This is a genomic window from Bacillus sp. T33-2 (genome assembly GCF_002860205.1).
Lineage (GTDB): Bacteria > Bacillota > Bacilli > Bacillales > Cytobacillaceae > T33-2.
Map to the genome: position 1 here is coordinate 100,308 of NZ_PGVB01000004.1, position 20,669 is coordinate 120,976.

At 46.7% G+C, this 20,669-nt stretch carries 21 protein-coding genes; 20 read left to right on the plus strand and 1 reads right to left on the minus strand.

Annotation, left to right across the window (positions count from 1 at the left end; all coding sequences use genetic code 11):
• The first annotated feature begins 266 nt into the window (after positions 1–266).
• The 6 genes from hprK to CVD19_RS03380 all read left to right on the plus strand — a co-directional run bounded on the left by hprK (position 267) and on the right by CVD19_RS03380 (position 5,660).
• Positions 267–1,202 (plus strand): HPr(Ser) kinase/phosphatase, encoded by a 936-nt coding sequence (gene hprK, locus CVD19_RS03355; RefSeq protein WP_101580462.1) that lies wholly within the window; start codon positions 267–269, stop codon positions 1,200–1,202.
• An 80-nt stretch (positions 1,203–1,282) separates the two neighbouring features.
• The gene (lgt, locus tag CVD19_RS03360) at positions 1,283–2,098 is read left to right on the plus strand and encodes a prolipoprotein diacylglyceryl transferase (RefSeq protein WP_101580463.1); all 816 of its coding nucleotides are present in this window, start codon (positions 1,283–1,285) and stop codon (positions 2,096–2,098) included.
• A gap of 24 nt (positions 2,099–2,122) precedes the next feature.
• A complete protein-coding gene (locus tag CVD19_RS03365; RefSeq protein ID WP_101580464.1) occupies positions 2,123–3,067 on the plus strand; it encodes a nucleoside recognition domain-containing protein in 945 nt (314 codons plus the stop codon).
• Positions 3,057–3,701 (plus strand): pyrophosphatase PpaX, encoded by a 645-nt coding sequence (gene ppaX, locus CVD19_RS03370; RefSeq protein WP_101580465.1) that lies wholly within the window; start codon positions 3,057–3,059, stop codon positions 3,699–3,701. Before CVD19_RS03365 ends, ppaX begins: the two co-directional genes overlap by 11 nt.
• 2 nt (positions 3,702–3,703) lie before the next feature.
• Positions 3,704–4,237, plus strand: a complete 534-nt coding sequence (locus CVD19_RS03375; RefSeq protein WP_101580466.1) for an acyltransferase — start codon at positions 3,704–3,706, stop codon at positions 4,235–4,237.
• 163 nt (positions 4,238–4,400) lie between these two features.
• Positions 4,401–5,660 (plus strand): cation:dicarboxylate symporter family transporter, encoded by a 1,260-nt coding sequence (locus tag CVD19_RS03380; RefSeq protein WP_101580467.1) that lies wholly within the window; start codon positions 4,401–4,403, stop codon positions 5,658–5,660.
• A 116-nt stretch (positions 5,661–5,776) separates the two neighbouring features.
• Here CVD19_RS03380 and CVD19_RS03385 read toward each other — a convergent pair whose 3' ends face one another.
• The gene (locus tag CVD19_RS03385) at positions 5,777–6,622 is read right to left on the minus strand and encodes an MBL fold metallo-hydrolase (protein WP_101580468.1); all 846 of its coding nucleotides are present in this window, start codon (positions 6,620–6,622) and stop codon (positions 5,777–5,779) included.
• Positions 6,623–7,028: 406 nt separating this feature from the next.
• Between CVD19_RS03385 and CVD19_RS03390 the strand changes: the two genes are divergently transcribed.
• From CVD19_RS03390 to CVD19_RS03455, 14 genes are all read left to right on the plus strand, one after another.
• Positions 7,029–8,213, plus strand: a complete 1,185-nt coding sequence (locus CVD19_RS03390; RefSeq protein WP_101580469.1) for an ATP phosphoribosyltransferase regulatory subunit — start codon at positions 7,029–7,031, stop codon at positions 8,211–8,213.
• Entirely contained in the window at positions 8,210–8,857 is a 648-nt protein-coding gene (gene hisG / locus CVD19_RS03395) for an ATP phosphoribosyltransferase (RefSeq protein ID WP_101580470.1), read from the plus strand. Before CVD19_RS03390 ends, hisG begins: the two co-directional genes overlap by 4 nt.
• A gap of 6 nt (positions 8,858–8,863) precedes the next feature.
• Positions 8,864–10,132: a histidinol dehydrogenase gene (hisD, locus tag CVD19_RS03400; protein WP_101580471.1), complete on the plus strand. Its 1,269-nt coding sequence runs from the start codon at positions 8,864–8,866 to the stop codon at positions 10,130–10,132.
• Between the two features lie 23 nt (positions 10,133–10,155).
• The gene (gene hisB / locus CVD19_RS03405; RefSeq protein ID WP_101580472.1) at positions 10,156–10,743 is read left to right on the plus strand and encodes an imidazoleglycerol-phosphate dehydratase HisB; all 588 of its coding nucleotides are present in this window, start codon (positions 10,156–10,158) and stop codon (positions 10,741–10,743) included.
• Positions 10,744–11,385 carry an imidazole glycerol phosphate synthase subunit HisH gene (gene hisH / locus CVD19_RS03410; RefSeq protein ID WP_101580473.1) on the plus strand — a complete coding sequence of 214 codons (642 nt, stop codon included), beginning with the start codon at positions 10,744–10,746 and terminating at the stop codon, positions 11,383–11,385.
• Positions 11,378–12,118, plus strand: a complete 741-nt coding sequence (gene hisA / locus CVD19_RS03415) for a 1-(5-phosphoribosyl)-5-[(5-phosphoribosylamino)methylideneamino]imidazole-4-carboxamide isomerase (RefSeq protein ID WP_101580474.1) — start codon at positions 11,378–11,380, stop codon at positions 12,116–12,118. Before hisH ends, hisA begins: the two co-directional genes overlap by 8 nt.
• Positions 12,112–12,870: an imidazole glycerol phosphate synthase subunit HisF gene (gene hisF / locus CVD19_RS03420; protein ID WP_101580475.1), complete on the plus strand. Its 759-nt coding sequence runs from the start codon at positions 12,112–12,114 to the stop codon at positions 12,868–12,870. Before hisA ends, hisF begins: the two co-directional genes overlap by 7 nt.
• Entirely contained in the window at positions 12,867–13,511 is a 645-nt protein-coding gene (gene hisIE / locus CVD19_RS03425; RefSeq protein ID WP_101580476.1) for a bifunctional phosphoribosyl-AMP cyclohydrolase/phosphoribosyl-ATP diphosphatase HisIE, read from the plus strand. Before hisF ends, hisIE begins: the two co-directional genes overlap by 4 nt.
• A gap of 320 nt (positions 13,512–13,831) precedes the next feature.
• Positions 13,832–14,797 carry a nuclease-related domain-containing protein gene (locus CVD19_RS03430; protein WP_180953490.1) on the plus strand — a complete coding sequence of 322 codons (966 nt, stop codon included), beginning with the start codon at positions 13,832–13,834 and terminating at the stop codon, positions 14,795–14,797.
• A 233-nt stretch (positions 14,798–15,030) separates the two neighbouring features.
• Positions 15,031–16,536 (plus strand): tetratricopeptide repeat protein, encoded by a 1,506-nt coding sequence (locus CVD19_RS03435; RefSeq protein ID WP_101580478.1) that lies wholly within the window; start codon positions 15,031–15,033, stop codon positions 16,534–16,536.
• 237 nt (positions 16,537–16,773) lie between these two features.
• Positions 16,774–17,724, plus strand: a complete 951-nt coding sequence (gene trxB, locus CVD19_RS03440; protein ID WP_101580479.1) for a thioredoxin-disulfide reductase — start codon at positions 16,774–16,776, stop codon at positions 17,722–17,724.
• Positions 17,725–18,143: 419 nt separating this feature from the next.
• The gene (locus CVD19_RS03445) at positions 18,144–18,602 is read left to right on the plus strand and encodes an NUDIX hydrolase (protein ID WP_101580480.1); all 459 of its coding nucleotides are present in this window, start codon (positions 18,144–18,146) and stop codon (positions 18,600–18,602) included.
• A gap of 193 nt (positions 18,603–18,795) precedes the next feature.
• Positions 18,796–19,689, plus strand: a complete 894-nt coding sequence (gene rapZ, locus CVD19_RS03450; RefSeq protein WP_101580481.1) for an RNase adapter RapZ — start codon at positions 18,796–18,798, stop codon at positions 19,687–19,689.
• Positions 19,686–20,669, plus strand: a complete 984-nt coding sequence (locus CVD19_RS03455; protein ID WP_308314848.1) for a gluconeogenesis factor YvcK family protein — start codon at positions 19,686–19,688, stop codon at positions 20,667–20,669. The genes rapZ and CVD19_RS03455 overlap by 4 nt, the downstream gene beginning before the upstream one ends.

Below are 20,669 nucleotides of genomic sequence, written 5' to 3' on the forward strand. Positions count from 1 at the left end.
AGGACTGGGACTATTCCTTATTTCCTATAGATAAAAATCAATTGAAAAACTTGCACCGCCGTAAAAATTTGTATTATTCACTCAGAAAATTCGTGTATCATAAATGTATTATTTAAACTTTTGGAGGGTGACCGCAAGCAGAGTGGACAAACCGGCTTCTTTTTGTTCTACATAAAAAAATGCTAAAATAAAAAAGATTGTTATGGCTGAATTTATTTTTTTATTGTGATATAAATGGCAATCAGATTCATGAAGGAGGAACAGCTTTGATTAAAGTCCGCACAAGAGATATTATTGAGCATTTTGACCTGGAGCTGGTCAGCGGGGAGGAAGGTGTGAACCGGCCGATTACAACAAGTGATATTTCCCGTCCGGGCCTTGAAATTGCCGGCTATTTTGAATACTATCCTGCAGAACGCATCCAACTGCTTGGTAAAACAGAGCTGTCTTTTTTTGGAAAACTGAGTGAGGCAGACCGGAAATCAAGGATGGACCGGCTATGCACTGATATGACACCAGCCATCATTGTCACAAGGGACATGGAGGTGCCGGCGGAGCTGGTGGAAGCAGCTGAACGGGAATCCGTTCCTGTCCTCCGTTCGAGGCAGAAAACGACCAGGTTTTCCGGCCATCTGACCAATTACCTCGAAAGCAAGCTGGCCCCGACAACTGCCATCCATGGAGTCCTCGTTGATGTTTATGGTGTGGGAGTCCTTATTACAGGAAAAAGCGGGGTCGGGAAAAGTGAGACAGCTCTTGAACTGGTCAAGCGCGGCCATCGCCTTGTCGCCGACGACTCGGTGGAAATTCGCCAGGAGGATCAGGATACACTTATCGGGAGCGCACCTGAATTGATAGAGCACCTATTGGAAATCAGGGGGCTTGGAATCATCAACGTCATGACACTTTTCGGGGCCGGGGCGGTCCGGACATATAAGCGTATCACACTTGTTATCGACCTTGAGATTTGGGATCCGAAAAAGCAGTATGACCGGCTTGGACTGGATGAAGAGAAAATGAAAATCATCGATACGGACATCACGAAACTGACGGTTCCGGTTCGGCCTGGCCGAAACCTTGCCGTCATCATTGAAGTGGCAGCGATGAATTTCCGCCTGAAGCGAATGGGTGTCAATGCCGCAGAGCAGTTCTCGGCACGGCTTACAGGTGTAATTGACGAAGGAGACCACGACGAGCATTAAGATGGTCTCAGTAAACAACAAGCAGACGATGGTCAGTAAACAAGGGGCAGACAAGGAAACTTATATAAAGGAGAAAAAACATGGATGAAAAAATACAGCCGCTAGATCCAGTGGCATTTACGCTCGGCCCGATACAGGTCCACTGGTATGGTGTCATTATTGGGGCAGGCATAGCGATCGCTCTCTGGCTGGCAACGCGGGAAGCTGAAAGGCGGGGCCTTGGCAAAGAATTGTTTGCAGATTTAATGCTGTGGGCAATCCCGATCGCAATCATTTGTGCCCGTATATATTATGTGATTTTCCAATGGGATTATTACAGCGCGAACCCTGGGGAGATCCCGAAAATCTGGCACGGCGGCATCGCGATTCACGGGGCCTTGATTGGTGCTGTGGCGACTGCCTATGTTTTTGCCCGTTTTAAAAAGGTTTCCTTCTGGAAGCTTGCCGACATTGCCGCTCCAAGCATCATCATTGGCCAGGCGATCGGGCGGTGGGGGAATTTTATCAACCAGGAAGCCCATGGTGGAGAAGTAAGCCGTACATTTTTAGAAAATCTGCTTCTTCCCGAATTTATCATCGACCAAATGTATATTAACGGCTCCTATTACCACCCGACATTTTTATATGAGTCTCTTTGGAACCTTCTTGGCTTCATTTTGCTCATGTCACTGAGGAAGGTTAACCTGGGCCGTGGCGAAATTTTCCTCAGCTACGTAATCTGGTATTCCATCGGACGTTTCTTGGTGGAAGGACTGCGCACGGACAGCCTGATGCTGACCGAAAACTTGAGAGTTGCCCAGACAATCTCGATTGTGTTGATTATCGTTGCTGTTGCACTTATCATTTATAGAAGAATAAAAGGCTATGCAAATGTAAGGTACTTAGAGAATCAATAAAAATCGTCAACAAGGGGGATGCAAATGTTTTCATCAATAAAAAAGGGGATCGAGGTTGGCCTCAGCACCACATGGACACTGGGAAAAGTCATTTTTCCGGTAACTTTGATCGTGTCCATCCTGAAATTCACTCCTGTTTTGCCATGGATAATTGATGTCATCGCCCCTGTCATGGCCTTGTTCGGTTTATCCGGTGATGCGGCCATCCCGCTAGTTCTGGGGAATTTTCTGAACCTGTATGCTGCAATCGGGGCAATTTTAACGCTTGACCTGACTGTGAAAGAGGTTTTCATTATTGCTGTAATGCTTTCTTTCTCACATAATCTTCTGATTGAGTCGGGTGTCGCAGTGAAGGTTGGGGTGCGGCTGTGGATTGCAGTGTTGGTCCGGATTGGGCTTGCCGTTATATTGGGACTAGTCATTAACCTTGTTTGGAAAGGCGGCTCGGAACTTGCTAAGTACGGAATGATCCCGGCAAAAGAAGAGCAGTTGTCCGGGTGGCTGCCGATTGTCATGGATGGACTTGAGAAGGCCGCTCTTGGTGTTTTCCAGCTTGCCATCATTGTCATTCCTCTTATGGTTGGAATCCAGATTTTAAAGGATTTAAAATGGCTTGATATTTTCTCACAGTGGCTTGCGCCTGCAACAAGAGCACTTGGCATGAAGGAAAATACTTCGATGACCCTGGCAGCGGGGCTCCTCTTTGGGCTTGCAATGGGCGCCGGCGTTTTAATCCAGGCTGTACAAGAGGATGGGGTCAGCAGGAAGGATGTAACGATTGCGTTTGTGTTTCTTGTCGCATGCCATGCGGTGATCGAGGATACCCTGATTTTCGTACCGCTTGGCATTCCGGTGGTTCCGCTTTTATTGATCCGGCTTGGCGTCGCCATTTTGCTGACTGTCATAGTTGCATTCATTTGGAACCGCGCAGAGCTTGTAAAGAGAAAGGAAGCAGTGTATGAGCAGTAAAATAGATACGGTCCTGTTTGATCTAGACGGGACTTTAATAGACACAAATGAATTAATCATTTCATCATTTTTGCACACCTTCGAGGCATTTTTTCCAAACCAGTACAAACGGGAGGATGTCCTGCCCTTTATGGGCCCGACTTTGACGGACACGTTTGAGTCTGTGAATCCGGGTGGGGTAGCTGAAATGATTAAAACTTACCGGGAATTTAACATTTCTAATCACGACCTGCTCGTAAAAGAATTCGAAGGCGTGTATGAGACCGTCCGGATATTAAAAGAAAACGGCTTTAAGCTTGGCATCGTGACGACAAAAATGCTGAATGTCGTGCAAATGGGCCTGAAGCTTACTGGCCTGGATGAGTTCTTCGAGATTGTTGTTGCCCTTGACCATGTGCAGAACGCAAAGCCCGATCCTGAGCCGGTCTTAAAAGCGCTCGAGCTGCTTCGTTCAAAACCGGAAAATGCGATTATGGTGGGAGACAACCACCATGATATTCTTGGCGGGAGAAATGCCGGGACGAAAACGGCCGGGGTTGCCTGGTCGGCAAAGGGCCGGGAACATCTGGCGGCATTTGATCCTGATTATATGCTTGAAAACATGGCCGACATTTTGCCGATACTCGGGGTGTAGGAATGAGGAGAACAACACGTTATCCGGTTCAAGGTGCCAATTCCCTCTGGCATGTCTATAAAACAGTCCCTTTCTGGAAGGTTGTCAAAAATTTTATTGTTATCCAATTAGCCCGTTACACTCCTTTTTTGGGGATGAAAAATTGGCTGTACCGGACTTTTCTGCGGATGGAGGTCGGTGAGCAGACATCGTTTGCCCTGATGGTCATGCTGGACGTCATGTTCCCCGAAAAAATCAGCGTCGGCAGGAACACGGTAATTGGCTATAATACGACAATTCTTGCCCATGAATATTTGATCAAGGAATACCGGCTTGGAAATGTTGAAATCGGCAATGAAGTGATGATCGGTGCGAACAGTACGATTTTACCGGGAGTGACGATCGGGGACCAGGCGATCGTGTCTGCGGGGACGCTTGTACATAAAGATGTCCCGCCTGGCGCGTTCGTGGGCGGCAACCCGATGAAGGTCATTTACACAAGGGAAGAGCTGGAAATGCGTTGGGCTGCTGACCCGGTATACCGGAACAATCAATAACGTGTTGAACCCCTGCTGTCATGTTGGGAGCAGGGGTTTCGTTATTTCAGAAAAATGTTTTGAGTGAATTTTTACCCAATTCTGCCTAATACTTAATTAATTGTCTTTTCCTCGGGGTTATATTATATTTTATTAGTATAACTATTTTTCGGGGAGGGATTCGATGAAGAAAATTGGGTTGGCTTGGCAGATTTTAATAGGTTTAGTCCTCGGTATTATAGTTGGGGCAGTCTTTTACGGAAATCCGCAAATCGCGGCTTATTTGCAGCCAGTTGGTGATATATTTTTACGTTTGATTAAAATGATTGTTGTTCCTATCGTCATTTCCAGTATCATTGTGGGGATTGCGAGTGTAGGAGATACAAAGAAACTTGGCCGCCTTGGCGGAAAAACGATTATATACTTCGAAATCATCACTACTATTGCGATCATTCTGGGAATCGTCATCGCAAACATTTTCCAGCCGGGTGCCGGAATCAACATGCAAACTCTTGATAAAGTGGATATTAACAGCTATGTGGATACTGCTGAAGAGGTAAAGAACCATGGCATGGCTGATACATTGATCAACATTGTTCCTACGAATGTGTTCAACGCGATCGCGGAAGGAAACATGCTCGCGATCATTTTCTTCTCGGTTTTATTCGGCTTCGGATTGATGGCCATCGGTGAAAGAGGGAAGCCGGTGTTGGCTTTCTTCCAGGGAACTGCTGACGCGATGTTCTATATGACCAACCAAATCATGAAGTTTGCACCGTTTGGTGTGTTTGCTTTAATTGGAGTGACTGTTTCAAAGTTCGGCCTCGAGTCACTCGTTCCACTTGGAAAACTGGTGGTTGTTGTGTACTTGACCATGGGGTTTTTCGTCGTCGTAGTACTTGGCAGTGTAGCGAAAATGGCTGGAGTAAAAATCTTCCACCTGCTTTCCTACCTGAAGGACGAATTAATTCTCGCTTATTCAACGGCAAGCTCGGAAACTGTCCTTCCAAAAATCATGGAAAAAATGGAGAAGTACGGCTGTCCGAAGACGATTACTTCTTTCGTCATCCCGACCGGTTATTCATTTAACCTGGACGGATCAACACTGTATCAGGCGCTGGCTGCGATTTTTATCGCCCAGATGTACGGGATTGACCTCACGATTTCCCAGCAGATTTCACTGATGCTCGTATTGATGGTGACCTCTAAAGGGATCGCCGGTGTACCAGGAGTATCATTCGTAGTGTTGCTTGCAACACTTGGAACTGTGGGAATTCCAGTCGAAGGGCTTGCGTTCATCGCCGGTATCGACCGAATCCTTGATATGGCCCGCACAGCGGTCAACGTTGTCGGTAACTCTCTCGGAGCAATTGTCATTTCAAAATGGGAAGGACAATTCCGCCCGCAGCATATTTCTGCAGAAAATGAAAAAATGGCATCATAATTGGCAAGAGGAGCTATAATTTATGGCTCCTCTTTTTTTGCTTATTGCCGGATGGCAAGATTGGGCTTGAATTTAACGGCATGTCCAAATGGACACGAAGTGATATTTGGGTTTGACTATTCTTTGTCTTTTACATACCGCCCATGATCGGGCTTTGCAATTGTGTCGAAATCCCGGGCAAGTTTTTCAAGATTGCTGGAGAGCTCGGTTCCAGCCATTGGCCTGCCATGCCCGGTGATTGCAGCTGCCGGCTTCAATGCTTCAAGCTTGATTACTGACTGTTTGGCTGATTGCCAGTCAGGTGTCAAATACCGCGGCGGGCCGCTGATTTCTTTTTCTTGCACTAACACTTTATACAGAGATTCCTGCTTTGTCGTGACAAAAGCATCTCCGGCAATCAGTACCCTGTCCTCATCCCGGAACAGGGCTATGTGCCCTGGAGTATGCCCGGGCGTGTGGATCCACTTCCAGCCTGGCATTTCCGGTACAGTGCCATCTGCAGGCAACGGCTTGACATGGTTGCCCAAATCAATCCCCTCATGAGGATATATGGCTGAAACCTTAGCAAGCAATCCACCCTCCACTGACGGATCGGGCTCCGGGTAGTTTTGCTGCCCGGTTAGAAACGGAAGCTCAAACTCATGCGCATAAACAGGAACATTCCAGCGCTCAACAAGGTCTTCAAGTGCCCCGACATGGTCAAAGTGGCCATGGGTTAAAATGATCGCCCTTGGTGGACGGCCCTCGCCGAAAAGATTCGCGGCTTCCTCCATGATTTTATGAGTGGATTTTGGCATTCCGGCATCCACAAGAACCCAGTCACTCGTTTCGCCAAGGAGCCCCACAAAGCAAAGGTTGACAATTTGGATCGTCATATAATGCACATCCGGCGCGATTGAGTCGAGTTTCCCGCTCGCAACCGACGTCATAGGTATGACTCTGTCCTGTGAACTATTGTCCATGCTGTACTCCTCCTTTCTTTTTCCATAATGCTTTACCCATGCTCGTGAACATTAACCTTAAGGTATCCATTGGCATATTCACAATTTGAGCCTCCTTTTACGTTCTCCAAAAATCATCCGGTAAACACAAGAAAATTTGCGGTATGGATAATTCTGAGTGAGAAACGGGAAATTTACTATCTGAAAAAATAAAGCCGAGTGATCACTCAATGCCCAATTTGAAAAGTTAGTTATTTTTAGTTGACGCAATGAATATACAACGTTAAACTACAAATAACTTCAACTTACTACCACATTAGCGAACTAAAGCATTTTGATTCACATATTTATTTAAGAGATAATAAAGGTTAGCAACATACTGCCAAACATATTGGAAAACCAGACCGCAATAAAAAGGGTGACATAAATGAGCCGATTGTTCATGTTTGAAAAACCGCTCGGGATGAGAGATACATTGCCCGATTTATATGAAACAAAAAATTATATCCGATGTGCGATCGAGGATGAAATGAAACAGTGGGGCTATCAATTCCTTGAAACTCCGACTCTTGAATATTATGAAACGGTCGGTTCAGCTTCCGCGATTTTGGACCAGCAGCTGTTCAAACTGCTGGACCAGCAAGGCCATACATTAGTGCTAAGGCCCGATGTAACAGCCCCGATTGCCAGGGTAGCCGCATCAAAGCTTCTAAAGGATGATCTCCCGCTGCGGCTTGCCTATTCTGCAAATGTATTCCGGGCACAGCAGAGGGAGGGCGGCCGGCCAGCGGAGTTCGAGCAAGTTGGCGTCGAGTGCATCGGGGACGAAACGGTCAGTGCGGACGGTGAAATGATTGCACTTGCCATATCTTCCTTGAAGAAAACCGGGTTGTCAGATTTTCAGCTGTCTGTCGGCCATGTAGGGTTTGTCCAGGAATTCTTCCTGCAGATCCTTGGCACGGAAGAACGTGCCAGGACACTGACAAGATTTTTATACGAAAAAAATTATGTAGGATACCGCGAGCATGTGAAATCATTGCCGCTTTCTTCAATTGACAAGCAACGGCTGTTTGGCTTTTTGGAGCTGCGCGGGGGCGAGGAAGTCATCCAAAACGCACTTGCACTTATTGAAAATGAACAGGGAAAAGCAGCAATTTACGAACTGAATGAACTATGGGGGACGATCCAGGACTATGGAAACAGCGCCCACATAAAATTTGACCTGACGTTGATCAGCCATATGAGCTATTATACTGGCATTTTGTTTGAAGTGTACGCGGGAAGGGTCGGGTTTCCGATTGGCAATGGCGGGAGGTACAACCAGCTGCTGCAGAAATTCGGAAAAACCGCTGCAGCCACCGGTTTTGCGATCCGTCTTGACCGGCTCATGGAAAGCGTTGGCGAACTAAAGGAATCAGTTCCATTACGCTGCATTGTATTCAGCGCAGAGAACCGGAAGGATGCCTACCGCCAGGCTGCTGAATTCAGGGATGCTGGTGAACGGGTCGTGCTGCAGGATATTAGCGGCGTGAAAAATCTTGATGCCTGTGTTAGCCGGTTTTCGGAAGTCACATATTTACTCGGAAAACAAGGGAAGGAGTCTTCTGAATGAACAAAACGCTGACAATAGCAATGCCAAAAGGGCGGATATTCCATGAAGCTGCCGATCTGCTTGTCAGGGCAGGCTACCGGCTCCCTCCCGAACTCGATGAATCACGTAAGCTTATCATTGATGCTGAGGAAGAAGGCTTCCGCTTCATACTGGCAAAGCCGATGGATGTCGCTACATATGTAGAACATGGGGTGGCTGACCTTGGGATTGCCGGAAAAGATGTGCTGCTGGAAGAGGAGCGGGATGTCTATGAGCTTCTCGATTTAAAAATCAGCGGCTGTTATTTGGCAGTAGCCGGGCTTCCGGGAACAAAAATGAATGATGTCTCCCCAAAGGTGGCCACAAAATATCCGAACATTGCCGCTGCTTATTTTCGGGAGCAGGGGGAGCAGGTTGAAATTATTAAATTGAACGGTTCCATTGAACTGGCCCCTCTGATTGGGCTTTCAGACCGGATTGTCGATATCGTTTCTACAGGCCGGACGCTAAAGGAAAATGGGCTTGTAGAATACGAACAAATTACAGGGATTACATCAAGGCTGATTGTAAATCCAGTGAGCTACAGGATAAAGGATGAAGTGATCAGCAACCTTGTGCGCCGGCTGAATCAAGTGATAGAAACCGAAAATATCGAGCAAGGGTGAGCCGCTTTGAAAATATTGAAGCTTAATGAAAATATCTCCATTAAAAGAACGGTTGATGGAGGAACAGAGGAACAGCGGAAAGCAGTAAAACAAATCATCGCAGACGTCCGAACAAACGGGGACGAAGCATTAAGACACTATACTGAAAAATTTGACAAGGTTAGTCTAGCGTCTTTCCGGGTTGAGAGAATGGAGATCGACGAAGCTTATCTCCAGGTCGATGCTGACTTAGTGGGAATCATTCGCGAAGCAGCGGCAAACATCCGCTCTTTTCATGAAAAACAGCTGCGCCAGTCATGGATGGCTACAGAGAAAAATGGAACGATCCTCGGGCAAAAAGTGACACCGCTCGATTCGGCAGGAGTATATGTACCGGGTGGAACAGCCGCCTATCCTTCATCAGTCTTGATGAATGTCATTCCTGCGAAAACGGCAGATGTCGGTAAAATTGTGATGGTATCCCCACCCGGACCGGATGGGAAACTGCCCCCAGGAGTATTGGTAGCGGCTGATATAGCCGGGGTTGAGGAAATCTATAAGGTTGGCGGTGCCCAGGCGGTAGCTGCCCTAGCTTATGGAACTGAATCGATTCCCCAGGTAGATAAAATTGTCGGTCCCGGAAATATTTATGTGGCACTTGCGAAGCGTGAAGTTTTCGGTGATGTGGCAATCGACATGATTGCCGGTCCTAGTGAAATCGCCGTGCTGGCCGATGATTCCGGCTTTGCAGATGAGATTGCGGCAGACCTGCTCTCCCAGGCTGAGCACGACCCGCGCGCATGCAGTGTGTTAATCACTACATCTGAAGCTCTGGCAACAGCTGTCCGTGATGAAGTCGCAAAACAGCTGAAGGAATTGCCGAGGGCAGATATTGCGGCACAATCGATTGAAAACTATGGAGCCATTTACGTTGCAGAAACGATGGAGCAGGCGATTGACGCGGTTAACCAGCTTGCCCCGGAGCATCTTGAGGTTATCACTGAAAACGCGATGGCGCTTCTTGGCAGGATCAAGCATGCTGGCGCGATTTTTATCGGGCGCTACAGCTCTGAGCCAGTTGGCGATTATTTCGCTGGCCCGAACCATGTGCTCCCGACAAACGGAACAGCCCGGTTTTCAAGCCCGCTCAATATAGATGATTTTCAGAAAAAATCAAGCATTATAATATACAGTGACAAAGCATTAAAGGAAAACGGGGAGAAAATCGCAAAATTTGCCCGGCTTGAAGGCCTGGAGGCCCATGCGAGGGCAGTTGAATCCCGCCTGGAAAAATAGCGAGCTGATGGAGGACATTAACAATGGAACGAACTTCAACCGTTAAAAGAAAAACAAACGAGACAGATATTGAATTATCCTTTGGAGTCGATGGGGAAGGGAAATCCAGTCTGGATACTGGTGTGCCATTCCTGTCGCATATGCTTGATCTTTTCACGAAGCATGGGCAATTTTACTTGGAGGTGAACGCCAAAGGGGACATTGAAGTCGATGGGCATCACACGACAGAAGACATCGGTATTTGCCTTGGGCAGGCGTTGAGGGAGGCTCTAGGTGACAAACGGGGCATTAAACGCTACGGAAACGCCTTTGTGCCGATGGATGAGGCACTCGCACAGGTCGTCGTCGATCTCAGCAACCGGCCGCATCTTGAAATGCGTGCCGAATTCCCTGCCCAGACTGTCGGCACCTTTGACACGGAGCTTGTCCATGAATTTTTATGGAAGCTTGCCCTGGAAGCACGGATGAACCTGCATGTGATTGTCCATTACGGAAAAAATACGCACCACATGATTGAAGCCGTTTTTAAAGCGCTTGGCCGGGCCCTTGATGAAGCGACGACGGTAGACCCGCGTATTAAAGGGGTGCCTTCCACGAAAGGAATGTTATAAATGATCGGCATCATCGATTATGGAATGGGAAATTTGTTCAGTGTAAGCAAGGCCCTTGAACGGCTTGATGTTCCCTATTTCATATCAGAAAACTTGGGTGAACTCATGCAGGCAGATGCGTTGATTTTGCCAGGGGTCGGCTCATTCCGTGACGCGATGGAAAGGCTGGACCAAAGTGGCCTGGCTGACATGGTGCGGGAATACGCTGCTTTAGGAAAACCGCTTTTGGGAATCTGCCTTGGCATGCAGCTTTTATTTGAAGAAAGTGAGGAAAACGGGCTTTCAAAAGGCCTTGGATTGCTGACAGGCAGGGTGCAGAGATTTCCGGGAGTCACAGCGGAAGGTGAAGTGTACAAGGTTCCCCACATGGGCTGGAACAGGCTATCATACCTGAATGACTCGCCGCTTTTAAATGATATCAATGAAGACTTCGTTTATTTCGTCCACTCTTATTACGTTGCGACAGATGACAGGGAGGCACTGATTGCTGTGAGCCGCTACGATGTGGAAGTGCCGGCCATTGTGGGAAAGAACAATATTTTTGGGATGCAGTTCCACCCTGAAAAAAGCGGCGGTCTTGGAATGGAACTTCTCCGTAACTTTACCGGACTGGCAGCGAAAGGACGACGGTATGATGAGTGATTTTACAATTTACCCAGCAATCGATATGCGAAATGGAAAATGCGTGCGCCTGCTGCAGGGAGATTACGACAAGGAAACTGTCTATGGAGATTCCCCGTATGATATGGCCAAAAAATTTGCAGACGAAGGCGCCAGCTGGATTCACATGGTGGACCTCGACGGTGCGAAGGATGGCAAAAGGGTTAATGACTCATTTGTGATCCAGGCTGCCCGCGAGCTGGGCGTCAAAGTGCAAATTGGCGGCGGCATCAGGCGTGAGGAGGATATCGCCCATTACCTTGAAAATGGCGTGGCCCGGGTTATCATCGGGAGCATCGCTGTTTCCAATCCGGAGTTTGCGGAGGAGATGGTACGGAAATATCCCGGCCGGATCGCGATCGGCATTGATGCAAAGAATGGGTTTGTTGCAACACACGGGTGGCTGACTACCTCAGAAGTAAAAGCGGTTGACCTCGGAAAACGGTTTGCCGAAGCGGGAGCGGAAACGTTCATTTTTACGGATATTGCCACTGACGGAATGCTGTCAGGGCCAAATCTTGAGGCGATTGAGCTGATGGCTTCTGAGACGGGGAAATCGGTCATTGCGTCCGGCGGGGTCAGCAGCCTTTCCGACCTTGCTGCTTTAAAAGCGCTCAGCTTTGCAGGAGTTAGCGGAGCGATCGTAGGCAAAGCACTCTACGAAAGGCGTTTTACCGTTAAAGAAGCATTGGAAGCAGGTGGCTTGCAATGTTGACGAAACGGATCATCCCGTGTCTCGATGTTAAAGAAGGCCGGGTAGTTAAAGGAGTACAGTTCGTTGCGCTCCGCGATGCAGGTGATCCTGTCGAGCTGGCACGTTTTTATGATGAGCAGGGTGCGGACGAACTGGTATTTCTGGATATTTCTGCTTCCCACGAAGGCCGGAAGACAATGGTGGAGGTTGTAAAAGCTGTTGCTTCGGAGCTTGCCATCCCGTTCACGGTCGGCGGGGGCATCAATTCGCTCGATGATATGAAGCGGATATTGCGGTCGGGTGCGGATAAGGTTTCCTTGAATACGGCTGCTGTTTTAAATCCAGGGCTGATCACCGCGGGTGCGGACTATTTTGGCTCGCAGTGCATTGTGGTCGCGATCGACGCCAAATATGACCCTGAGTTGGGTTCATGGCGGGTCTATACCCATGGCGGCAGAAAAGCGACCGAGCGTGAAGTGATTGCCTGGGCGCAGGAAGTCGTCCGAAGGGGAGCAGGGGAAATTCTGCTGACAAGCATGGACAGTGACGGTGAGAAAAAAGGCTTTGACCTGGCTTTGACCAAGGCAGTGAGCGAGGCAGTCACCGTTCCGGTAATAGCGTCCGGAGGCGCCGGCCATGCCGGGCATTTTGTGGATGCCTTTGTTAACGGAAAAGCCGATGCTGCGCTTGCGGCGTCCATTTTCCACTACAAGGAAACTTCAGTCAAAGAGGTGAAAACGTACCTCCGTGAAAAAGGAGTGAGTGTTCGATGAATTTGGAAGAATTGCAGTTTGATGTAAATGGGCTGATCCCGGCTGTTGTCCAGGATTCGGCCACAAAAGAGGTGCTCACAGTTGCCTATATGAACAGGGAGTCGCTCGAGAAATCACTCGAAACCGGGGAAACCTGGTTTTACAGCCGCTCCCGGCAGGAACTGTGGCATAAAGGGGCGACAAGCGGGAATACGCAGAAAATCATAGAAATTAAGTTTGACTGTGATGCAGATTCTCTTGTTGTGCTGGTTGAACCTGCTGGCCCAGCATGCCATACTGGTGAACGCAGCTGCTTCTCCGACAGCCTTTACAAAAGTGATGATGTGACGGGCCTAGCTTCTCTCGAGGATTTCTCAATTCTCGCGGAGCTTGAGAAGGTGATCCGGGATCGGGAAACTGAGATGCCTGAGGGCGCTTATACGACGTATCTTTTTGAAAAAGGTGTAGATAAAATCCTGAAAAAAGTTGGCGAGGAAGCGGCCGAGGTTATTATTGCCGCCAAGAACCGTGATGCGGAAGAATTGAAATGGGAAGCTGCCGACCTGCTTTATCATTTGATGGTCCTTTTGCAGGAACAAAAACTACCTTTAAAAGAAGTACTTGGTGTATTGGAAAAAAGACACACTGGCCAGGATAAATAATCCCGGCCGGTGTGTCTTTTGATTAAAGTTGTTTTTGTTGATTTGGCGTGTTAGCTAATAAAATGGTGGTTAGGCTAATAAATTTAAATTCCGGCTAATATGCTGCAGATTGTGGCTAACACATATAAAATTCAGGCTAATAAAAGCTTCAAACAGGCTAATAAAAAATCATGGTTTAACTGCTTCATTACTCCTGGCTAATAAAATGTTAATCTCGCTAATAAATCACCAATCTATTTTGTCAAATGATGGTGTCTAAGCAGGGATTTTGCCGTGTAATACCGAATAAACACGGATAATCCAATAAAGGAGTGATGCTTTTGATTGCGAAACACAGGACGTTGCCGGTAAGTATTCTGAAACGAGAGGCATTATTAAGGAGGCTGCCGGCAAATCACCCAAAATATTCTGTTGTTGAAGGAGATTTGTATAAAAGGAAGGCAGGATTCAGAGGTGAAGAGGAAGTGGATTATTATCTGCGGCAGCTGCCCGGCAAAAATCATATGATTTATCAAGACATTCGTTTGCCGAATGGAAGCGACCATTTCCAACTGGACACTCTTCTTGTATGCCGTAATTTTATGCTTGTGATTGAGGTAAAAAACATTTCCGGAACTCTATACTTTGATCAATCATTTAATCAGCTAATCAGAACTCAAAACGGCAAAGAAGAAAGCTTTCCTGACCCGATATTACAAGCTAAACTTCAACGGTGGAAACTGTCAGAATGGTTACAATACAACAAATTTGAAAGTATCCCAATTGAGTACCTGATTGTGATGGGCAAGTCTCCCGGTATCGTGAAAATCTCTCCAGGTAGTGAAAAAATTTTTCAAAAAGTGTGTCCGGCATCAAATATACTTTTCAAAATTAAAGAATTGGAGAGATATTATAGTAAGGAGAATATCAGCTTACAAGTGTTGAAAAAACTGAATAAACTTCTACTGAAATCGCATTGTCCGCATGATATGGATATACTCAGGCATCATTCAGTGGCTGATAAAGACATCATAACTGGGGTACAATGCCCATCATGTTCAGTATTTTCCATGGAACGGAGATACGGTAAATGGTATTGCCAAAAATGTAATACGAAATCAAAAGACGCGCATATCCAGTCTCTGAATGATTACTTCCTTCTATTCCACCCTTCAATCACAAACCAACAATTCCGTGACTTCCATCATATAACATCTATCCATACAGCTTGTAAGCTTCTTGCCAAATTGAATCTTCCTCACACCGGCATAAACAAAGGCCGCGTGTACCACCAGCCACCTTTCTAAGACCGGCATAAACAAAGGCCGGTGTATCACCAGCCAACTTTCTGAGACCGGCATAAACAAAGGCCGGGTGTATCACCGACCACCTTTATAAACAGAACCGTGTGTCGACCCAATTTTACAAAGTATCACAAAACCAACGAACAGTTCACATTCTTTCCAACACTCCCCCTCTTCTCGAACTTCCGGTACCTATGGTATAATACTTTAGTTAATAATCGATTACGGAGGATTCAATGGGAAAAGACTCTAAAGCTATTAAACAAACGGGGCAGCTTCTATCATTCGTTCCGACTGGTGAATATTATTTTGCCAAGGGGATTAAAGCCTATCATAGACGGGATCTACATAAAGCGAAGAAGTTTTTTCAGCGGGCTATGCAGCTTGAACCTGGTGAACCGATGATTGTGTGCCAGCTGGCAATTGTCTTGACCGAAATGGGTGAGTACCAGGAGTCGATTCGTCTTTTGCAAATGATCCTCGAAGAATTAGATGAAGAGATGGCGGAGTGCCATTATTTTTTAGCAAACAATTTCGCCCATATGGGTTTCTTTAAAGATGCGTACCATCATGCAAACGTTTATCTTGAACTCGAGGAGGACGGCGAATTCGCGGATGATATCGCCGAGCTGCTTGAATTGATCACATTTGAAGCGGAAGAATTGGATGAGGTCCTTTACGAAGAAGACGACCTTATTGTGAGGCAGGATGAAGCAAGGGCACATCTGGAGTCCGGACATTTTTCAAAAGCAATTGAGATTTTCGAATCTTTGGTAGAAGAATATCCAGAGTACTGGTCAGCTTATAATAATTTGGCGTTGGCATATTTCTACCTTGGTGAAGCCGAAGCAGCTTCAGAGATACTTGATGAGGTTCTCGAAAAGAACCCGGGTAATTTGCATGCACTTTGCAATGGTTTGGTATTTTCGTATTATCAGAACAAGAAGAGCGAAGTAAACAAACTCAAGAAAAGCCTCAAAAAAATAAATCCAATGCTTGCAGATCAACAATATAAACTTGGTGCCACCTTTGCTTTGGTCGGTGAATATGACTTTGCCTACAAGTGGCTGAAGCGTTTATATAAGCAAGGCTTTGAAGGTGATGGTGCGTTTTATTACTGGCTGTCGCTGGCTTCCTATTATACTGGCAGGGAACAGGCGGCCAGGGCTTTGTGGAAAAAGGTACTTGAGTTCAATCCGGAAAAAGCAGGGATCGAACCATGGGCAGGGACCGGAGAAGAGCGGAATAGTTTCCAGGTCGATTTGGCATCAATTTTGAGGCGGCTTGACAGTAATTATGAAGAGGAGAGGCTGTTGGCTGTATTTCTTGCAACTGTCTCGCCGGACAAGACTGAAATTCTTGCATCAAAAAAAATGAAACAAAACAGCAGGCAGTCTGCACTAGAAAAAGAATACCTTCATTATGTGAAAACAAATTTTAAAATGGAGGGGAATTCCGCAATAGCCAGCGGCCACCAAACGGCCATGTTTCTTTATGAAGTCCATCAGTCAAGTGGAGCGCCGGATGCAGGCCTTTATTTACTCTGGTTTTCAGTGTTTGGGGAAGCGGCCAGGGCTGGTTTGGACCTTAAAAACACGAAAGCCTGGGCTGCAGCAGTTGATTTCGTCTGGGAAAAGCTGTGCAAGAACAAACCAACAAAACAAGCAACCGCCGCCAAGTATGGCCTTTCAGTTGCTACATTAAGCAAGTACGTTAAGTTGGTAAATAAATGCCTCCGCTAAAAGGGAGCAAGGCCGGCCGGCAGCAAGCCGGCCTTTTTGTTCCCGATAAACCTGCACATTGAATCAAGTCCATAAACTTAAGGATCCGCCAGCATATTTTTTGTTCCGACTAACCCCTTCAAGCAAATTCTTGGACTGGACCTGCTTAGATTTTATAGGATATGAGTAGGCAGGAAATACTATTTTTGAAGGTTAACATCCATAAAGGGTATTCAGGAAATAAAGGAGTTGGGCACCATGTCTGAAGAAAAAATTTATGACGTCATTATTATTGGCGCAGGGCCGGCCGGCATGACAGCTGCTGTATATACGTCCCGGGCTAACTTGTCAACATTGATGCTGGAGCGCGGAGTGCCGGGCGGACAAATGGCAAATACGGAGGAAGTGGAGAACTATCCGGGTTTTGACCATATATTGGGGCCAGAGCTTTCGACCAAGATGTTTGACCACGCGAAAAAATTCGGGGCAGAGTATGCTTACGGCGATGTAAAGGAAATCATTGACGGAGCAGAATACAAAACAGTTATCGCAGGCTCCAAACAATATAAAGCCCATGCCATCATCATTACTGCCGGGGCAGAATATAAAAAGATCGGCGTTCCGGGCGAGAAGGAACTCGGCGGCCGGGGTGTTTCTTATTGCGCAGTGTGCGACGGCGCTTTCTTCAAAGGTAAAGAGCTGGTCGTCGTAGGCGGCGGAGATTCTGCCGTTGAGGAAGGGGTTTACTTGACGCGCTTCGCCTCAAAAGTAACGATAGTGCACCGGCGTGATGAACTGCGCGCACAAAAGATCCTCCAGGATCGCGCGTTTGCAAATGACAAAGTTGACTTCATTTGGAACCACACCATCAAGGAAATCAATGGTATTGACGGAAAAGTAGGCAGTGTGACCCTTGTTTCAACAACAACAGGCGAGGAGCAGGAATTTAAAGCTGATGGCGTGTTTATCTACATCGGCATGGTCCCGCTCACAAGCCCATTTGAAAACCTGGGCATCACCAACAGGAGCGGCTATATCGAAACAAATGAACAAATGGAGACGCGGGTACCCGGCATTTTTGCGGCCGGAGATATCAGGGAAAAAACGTTGCGTCAGATTGTTACCGCTACTGGTGATGGAAGCATCGCCGCACAGGCTGCACAGCATTATGTCGAGGAATTAAAAGAGGAATTGAAAGCGAAGGCGTAACGCTGCTCATTCTGTTCTCATAATGGTTAGAACCTGAATGGTCCTGACTGAAAAAGTACAGCTTTTTTTCTTTCCAACTGCGGAATAAATTAACAAAAAGTAACAGCGTTTTAATTCTTCTGTAACAGTAGTGAAATATATATGGGGTATCATAGAAATAGAAATTGACCCCCTTTTAAAAATATAATCCTTTGTTGGCACAGGTTCGCCTGTGCTCTTTTTTTGTTTAAAATAGGTGCAACAGCTTGGCTTTCCACATTATAACAAGTTTTTCGGACCAGTAATTTCAGTAAAAAAAATTATTAACAAAAATATCAATTTTCAATTCATTGTGGAGGGTTTGCAAAAATAGTATAATGAAAAGAATGAAATTATTTGCCAGCCTGTGTTTTACATACAAAATGAATGGGGTGTGAGCCTTGCAGCGGGTCACAAATTGCGTGCTTGTGAAAAATAATAAAATCCTTTTATTGCAAAAGCCCCGCCGCAGCTGGTGGGTCGCTCCGGGCGGAAAAATGGAGCCCGGTGAAACCGTGAAAGAAACATGCATACGGGAATTCCGGGAAGAAACAGGCATCTATCTGCTGAATCCGAAAATTAAAGGGATTTTCACCTTCATCATAAAAGATGGACAGCATGTTCAATCGGAATGGATGATGTTTACCTTCTATGCAACGGAGTCGGATGGCATCCATCTGGATGAAAGCGAAGAAGGGACCCTTGCCTGGCATGATCTGAACAATATAAAAAACCTCCCGATGGCAGCAGGTGATTATCATATCCTTGAATACATGGTGCACGGCCAGGGAGTCATATACGGAACGTTTACTTATACACCGGATTTCGAGCTGATCCATTATCGGCTTGATCCAAATTGACGGATGCAGGCGGTCTATATGCCAATGCAAGCAGATACACTAATGTCGTTTGCATTATGGCGGGGTTCACATTCGATTCCGCCTGGAAACCTTCAATCCGTCACTAAAATTATTGGAGGCGGTCCAAATCTCGGTCCGGCCTGCAAATCCAGCATACAACAAATTAAAAAATCATTTTCAGGGGGAAGGAACAATGAGTACCGGTGCGACAACTGATACCCAAATGGTGATCATCACAGGGATGTCTGGTGCGGGTAAGACGGTGGCAATGCAAAGCTTTGAGGACCTGGGCTTTTTTTGCGTAGATAATTTGCCGCCAACACTGCTGCCAAAATTCCTTGAGTTGATGAAGGAATCTGGCAATAAAATGAATAAAGTTGCACTCGTCATGGATCTGCGTGGGCGTGAATTTTTTGACTCCCTGTTCAAGGGCCTTGATGAACTTGCTGAGACATCCTGGGTGACACCACAAATTCTGTTCCTTGATGCGGACGATTCCACCCTTGTAAGGCGGTATAAAGAGACGCGCCGGTCCCACCCACTGGCTCCATCCGGACTTCCGCTTGAAGGAATAAAACTTGAAAGGGAGCTGCTGGAGGAGCTAAAAGGAAGGGCTCAGCTTATTTACAATACATCTGGCAAGAAGCCGTTGGAGCTGAGGGAAAGGATTTTACAGGAGTTTTCGGTCAACCAGAAAACAACCTTTACCGTAAATGTGATGTCCTTCGGATTTAAGCATGGAATCCCCATTGATGCCGATTTGGTATTCGATGTAAGATTTTTGCCAAACCCCCATTATATAGAGCATATGAGGCCTAAAACCGGGCTTGATGAAGAAGTGTCAACCTATGTTTTAAAATGGAACGAAACGAATAAATTCCTTGATAAGGTCACAGATCTCCTCGCCTTTATGCTTCCCCACTATAAAAGGGAGGGTAAGGCACAGTTGGTCATCGCCATTGGCTGTACCGGGGGTCAGCACCGTTCAGTTGCTCTTGCCGAATATATTGCCCGCCATTTTGAAAAAGACTATCAAACCCGTGTTTCTCATCGTGATATAGAGAAAAGGAAGGAACCAGCCAAATGAGTGTGCAGCCACAGCCAAGAATTGTCATCATCGGAGGGGGGACAGGTTTGCCTGTGCTTCTCCGGGGATTAAAGCCGTATCCAGTTGATATTACTGCAATTGTCACTGTTGCCGATGACGGAGGGAGCTCTGGCAGGCTCAGGGATGAAATGCAAATTCCCCCGCCTGGCGATATAAGGAACGTTCTCGCAGCCCTTTCTGATGTGGAGCCGCTGATTGAAGAAATGTTCCAGCATCGCTTCAAGACAGCCAACGAGCTGTCAGGGCATTCACTTGGAAATCTGATCCTGGCCGCCATGACATCGATTACGGGAAATTTCGTCCATGCGATACAGGAAATGAGCAAGGTCCTGAACGTCCGCGGAAAAGTGCTTCCTGCCGCCAACCAGAGCGTTGTTTTAAACGCCGAAATGGAAGACGGCACGATTGTGAGCGGCGAGTCGAAAATTCCTTATTCGGGGAAAAGGATTAAGCGGGTATTTTTGAAGCCTGGCAACGCGAGCCCATTGCCGGAAACGATCCAGGCCATCAGGCAGGCAGACCTGATCATCTTTGGTCCGGGAAGCTTGTATACAAGCATTTTGCCTAACCTGCTCGTTCGAAAGCTCGGTGAAGAAGTATGCCGCGCGAATGCAAGGAAAGTGTACATTTGCAATTTAATGACACAGGCAGGCGAAACACATGATTTTACGGCAAGTGATCATGTAAAAGCAATTTATGACCATATGAACTGTGCTTTTATTGATACTATTTTGTTGAACAACGAGGTCATACCGCCTGATGTGCAGGACCGCTATAGCGAGGAACTGGCGCAACCGGTTCACGCAGACGTGAACATGCTTTTGAAAATGGGGCTTGAAGTGGTGCAGGATGAGATTGCCGATCTGGATGGCAATGTAATCCGGCACGACACAAAAAAAGTTGCCGAAATACTATTTTCCATGCTAATTAATGAAACCAATAAGAGATTTAACGCGTAA

Coding starts and splice junctions, on each gene's coding strand:
- trxB (WP_101580479.1), top strand. CDS start 16,774: ATGTCTGAAGAAAAAATTTATGACGTCATTATTATTGGCGCAGGGCCG.
- hisIE (WP_101580476.1), top strand. CDS start 12,867: ATGAATTTGGAAGAATTGCAGTTTGATGTAAATGGGCTGATCCCGGCT.
- CVD19_RS03435 (WP_101580478.1), top strand. CDS start 15,031: ATGGGAAAAGACTCTAAAGCTATTAAACAAACGGGGCAGCTTCTATCA.
- CVD19_RS03455 (WP_308314848.1), top strand. CDS start 19,686: ATGAGTGTGCAGCCACAGCCAAGAATTGTCATCATCGGAGGGGGGACA.
- hisF (WP_101580475.1), top strand. CDS start 12,112: ATGTTGACGAAACGGATCATCCCGTGTCTCGATGTTAAAGAAGGCCGG.
- CVD19_RS03375 (WP_101580466.1), top strand. CDS start 3,704: ATGAGGAGAACAACACGTTATCCGGTTCAAGGTGCCAATTCCCTCTGG.
- hisB (WP_101580472.1), top strand. CDS start 10,156: ATGGAACGAACTTCAACCGTTAAAAGAAAAACAAACGAGACAGATATT.
- CVD19_RS03385 (WP_101580468.1), bottom strand. CDS start 6,622: ATGGACAATAGTTCACAGGACAGAGTCATACCTATGACGTCGGTTGCG.
- CVD19_RS03380 (WP_101580467.1), top strand. CDS start 4,401: ATGAAGAAAATTGGGTTGGCTTGGCAGATTTTAATAGGTTTAGTCCTC.
- lgt (WP_101580463.1), top strand. CDS start 1,283: ATGGATGAAAAAATACAGCCGCTAGATCCAGTGGCATTTACGCTCGGC.
- ppaX (WP_101580465.1), top strand. CDS start 3,057: ATGAGCAGTAAAATAGATACGGTCCTGTTTGATCTAGACGGGACTTTA.
- hisA (WP_101580474.1), top strand. CDS start 11,378: ATGAGTGATTTTACAATTTACCCAGCAATCGATATGCGAAATGGAAAA.
- CVD19_RS03390 (WP_101580469.1), top strand. CDS start 7,029: ATGAGCCGATTGTTCATGTTTGAAAAACCGCTCGGGATGAGAGATACA.
- hisH (WP_101580473.1), top strand. CDS start 10,744: ATGATCGGCATCATCGATTATGGAATGGGAAATTTGTTCAGTGTAAGC.
- CVD19_RS03365 (WP_101580464.1), top strand. CDS start 2,123: ATGTTTTCATCAATAAAAAAGGGGATCGAGGTTGGCCTCAGCACCACA.
- hisG (WP_101580470.1), top strand. CDS start 8,210: ATGAACAAAACGCTGACAATAGCAATGCCAAAAGGGCGGATATTCCAT.
- rapZ (WP_101580481.1), top strand. CDS start 18,796: ATGAGTACCGGTGCGACAACTGATACCCAAATGGTGATCATCACAGGG.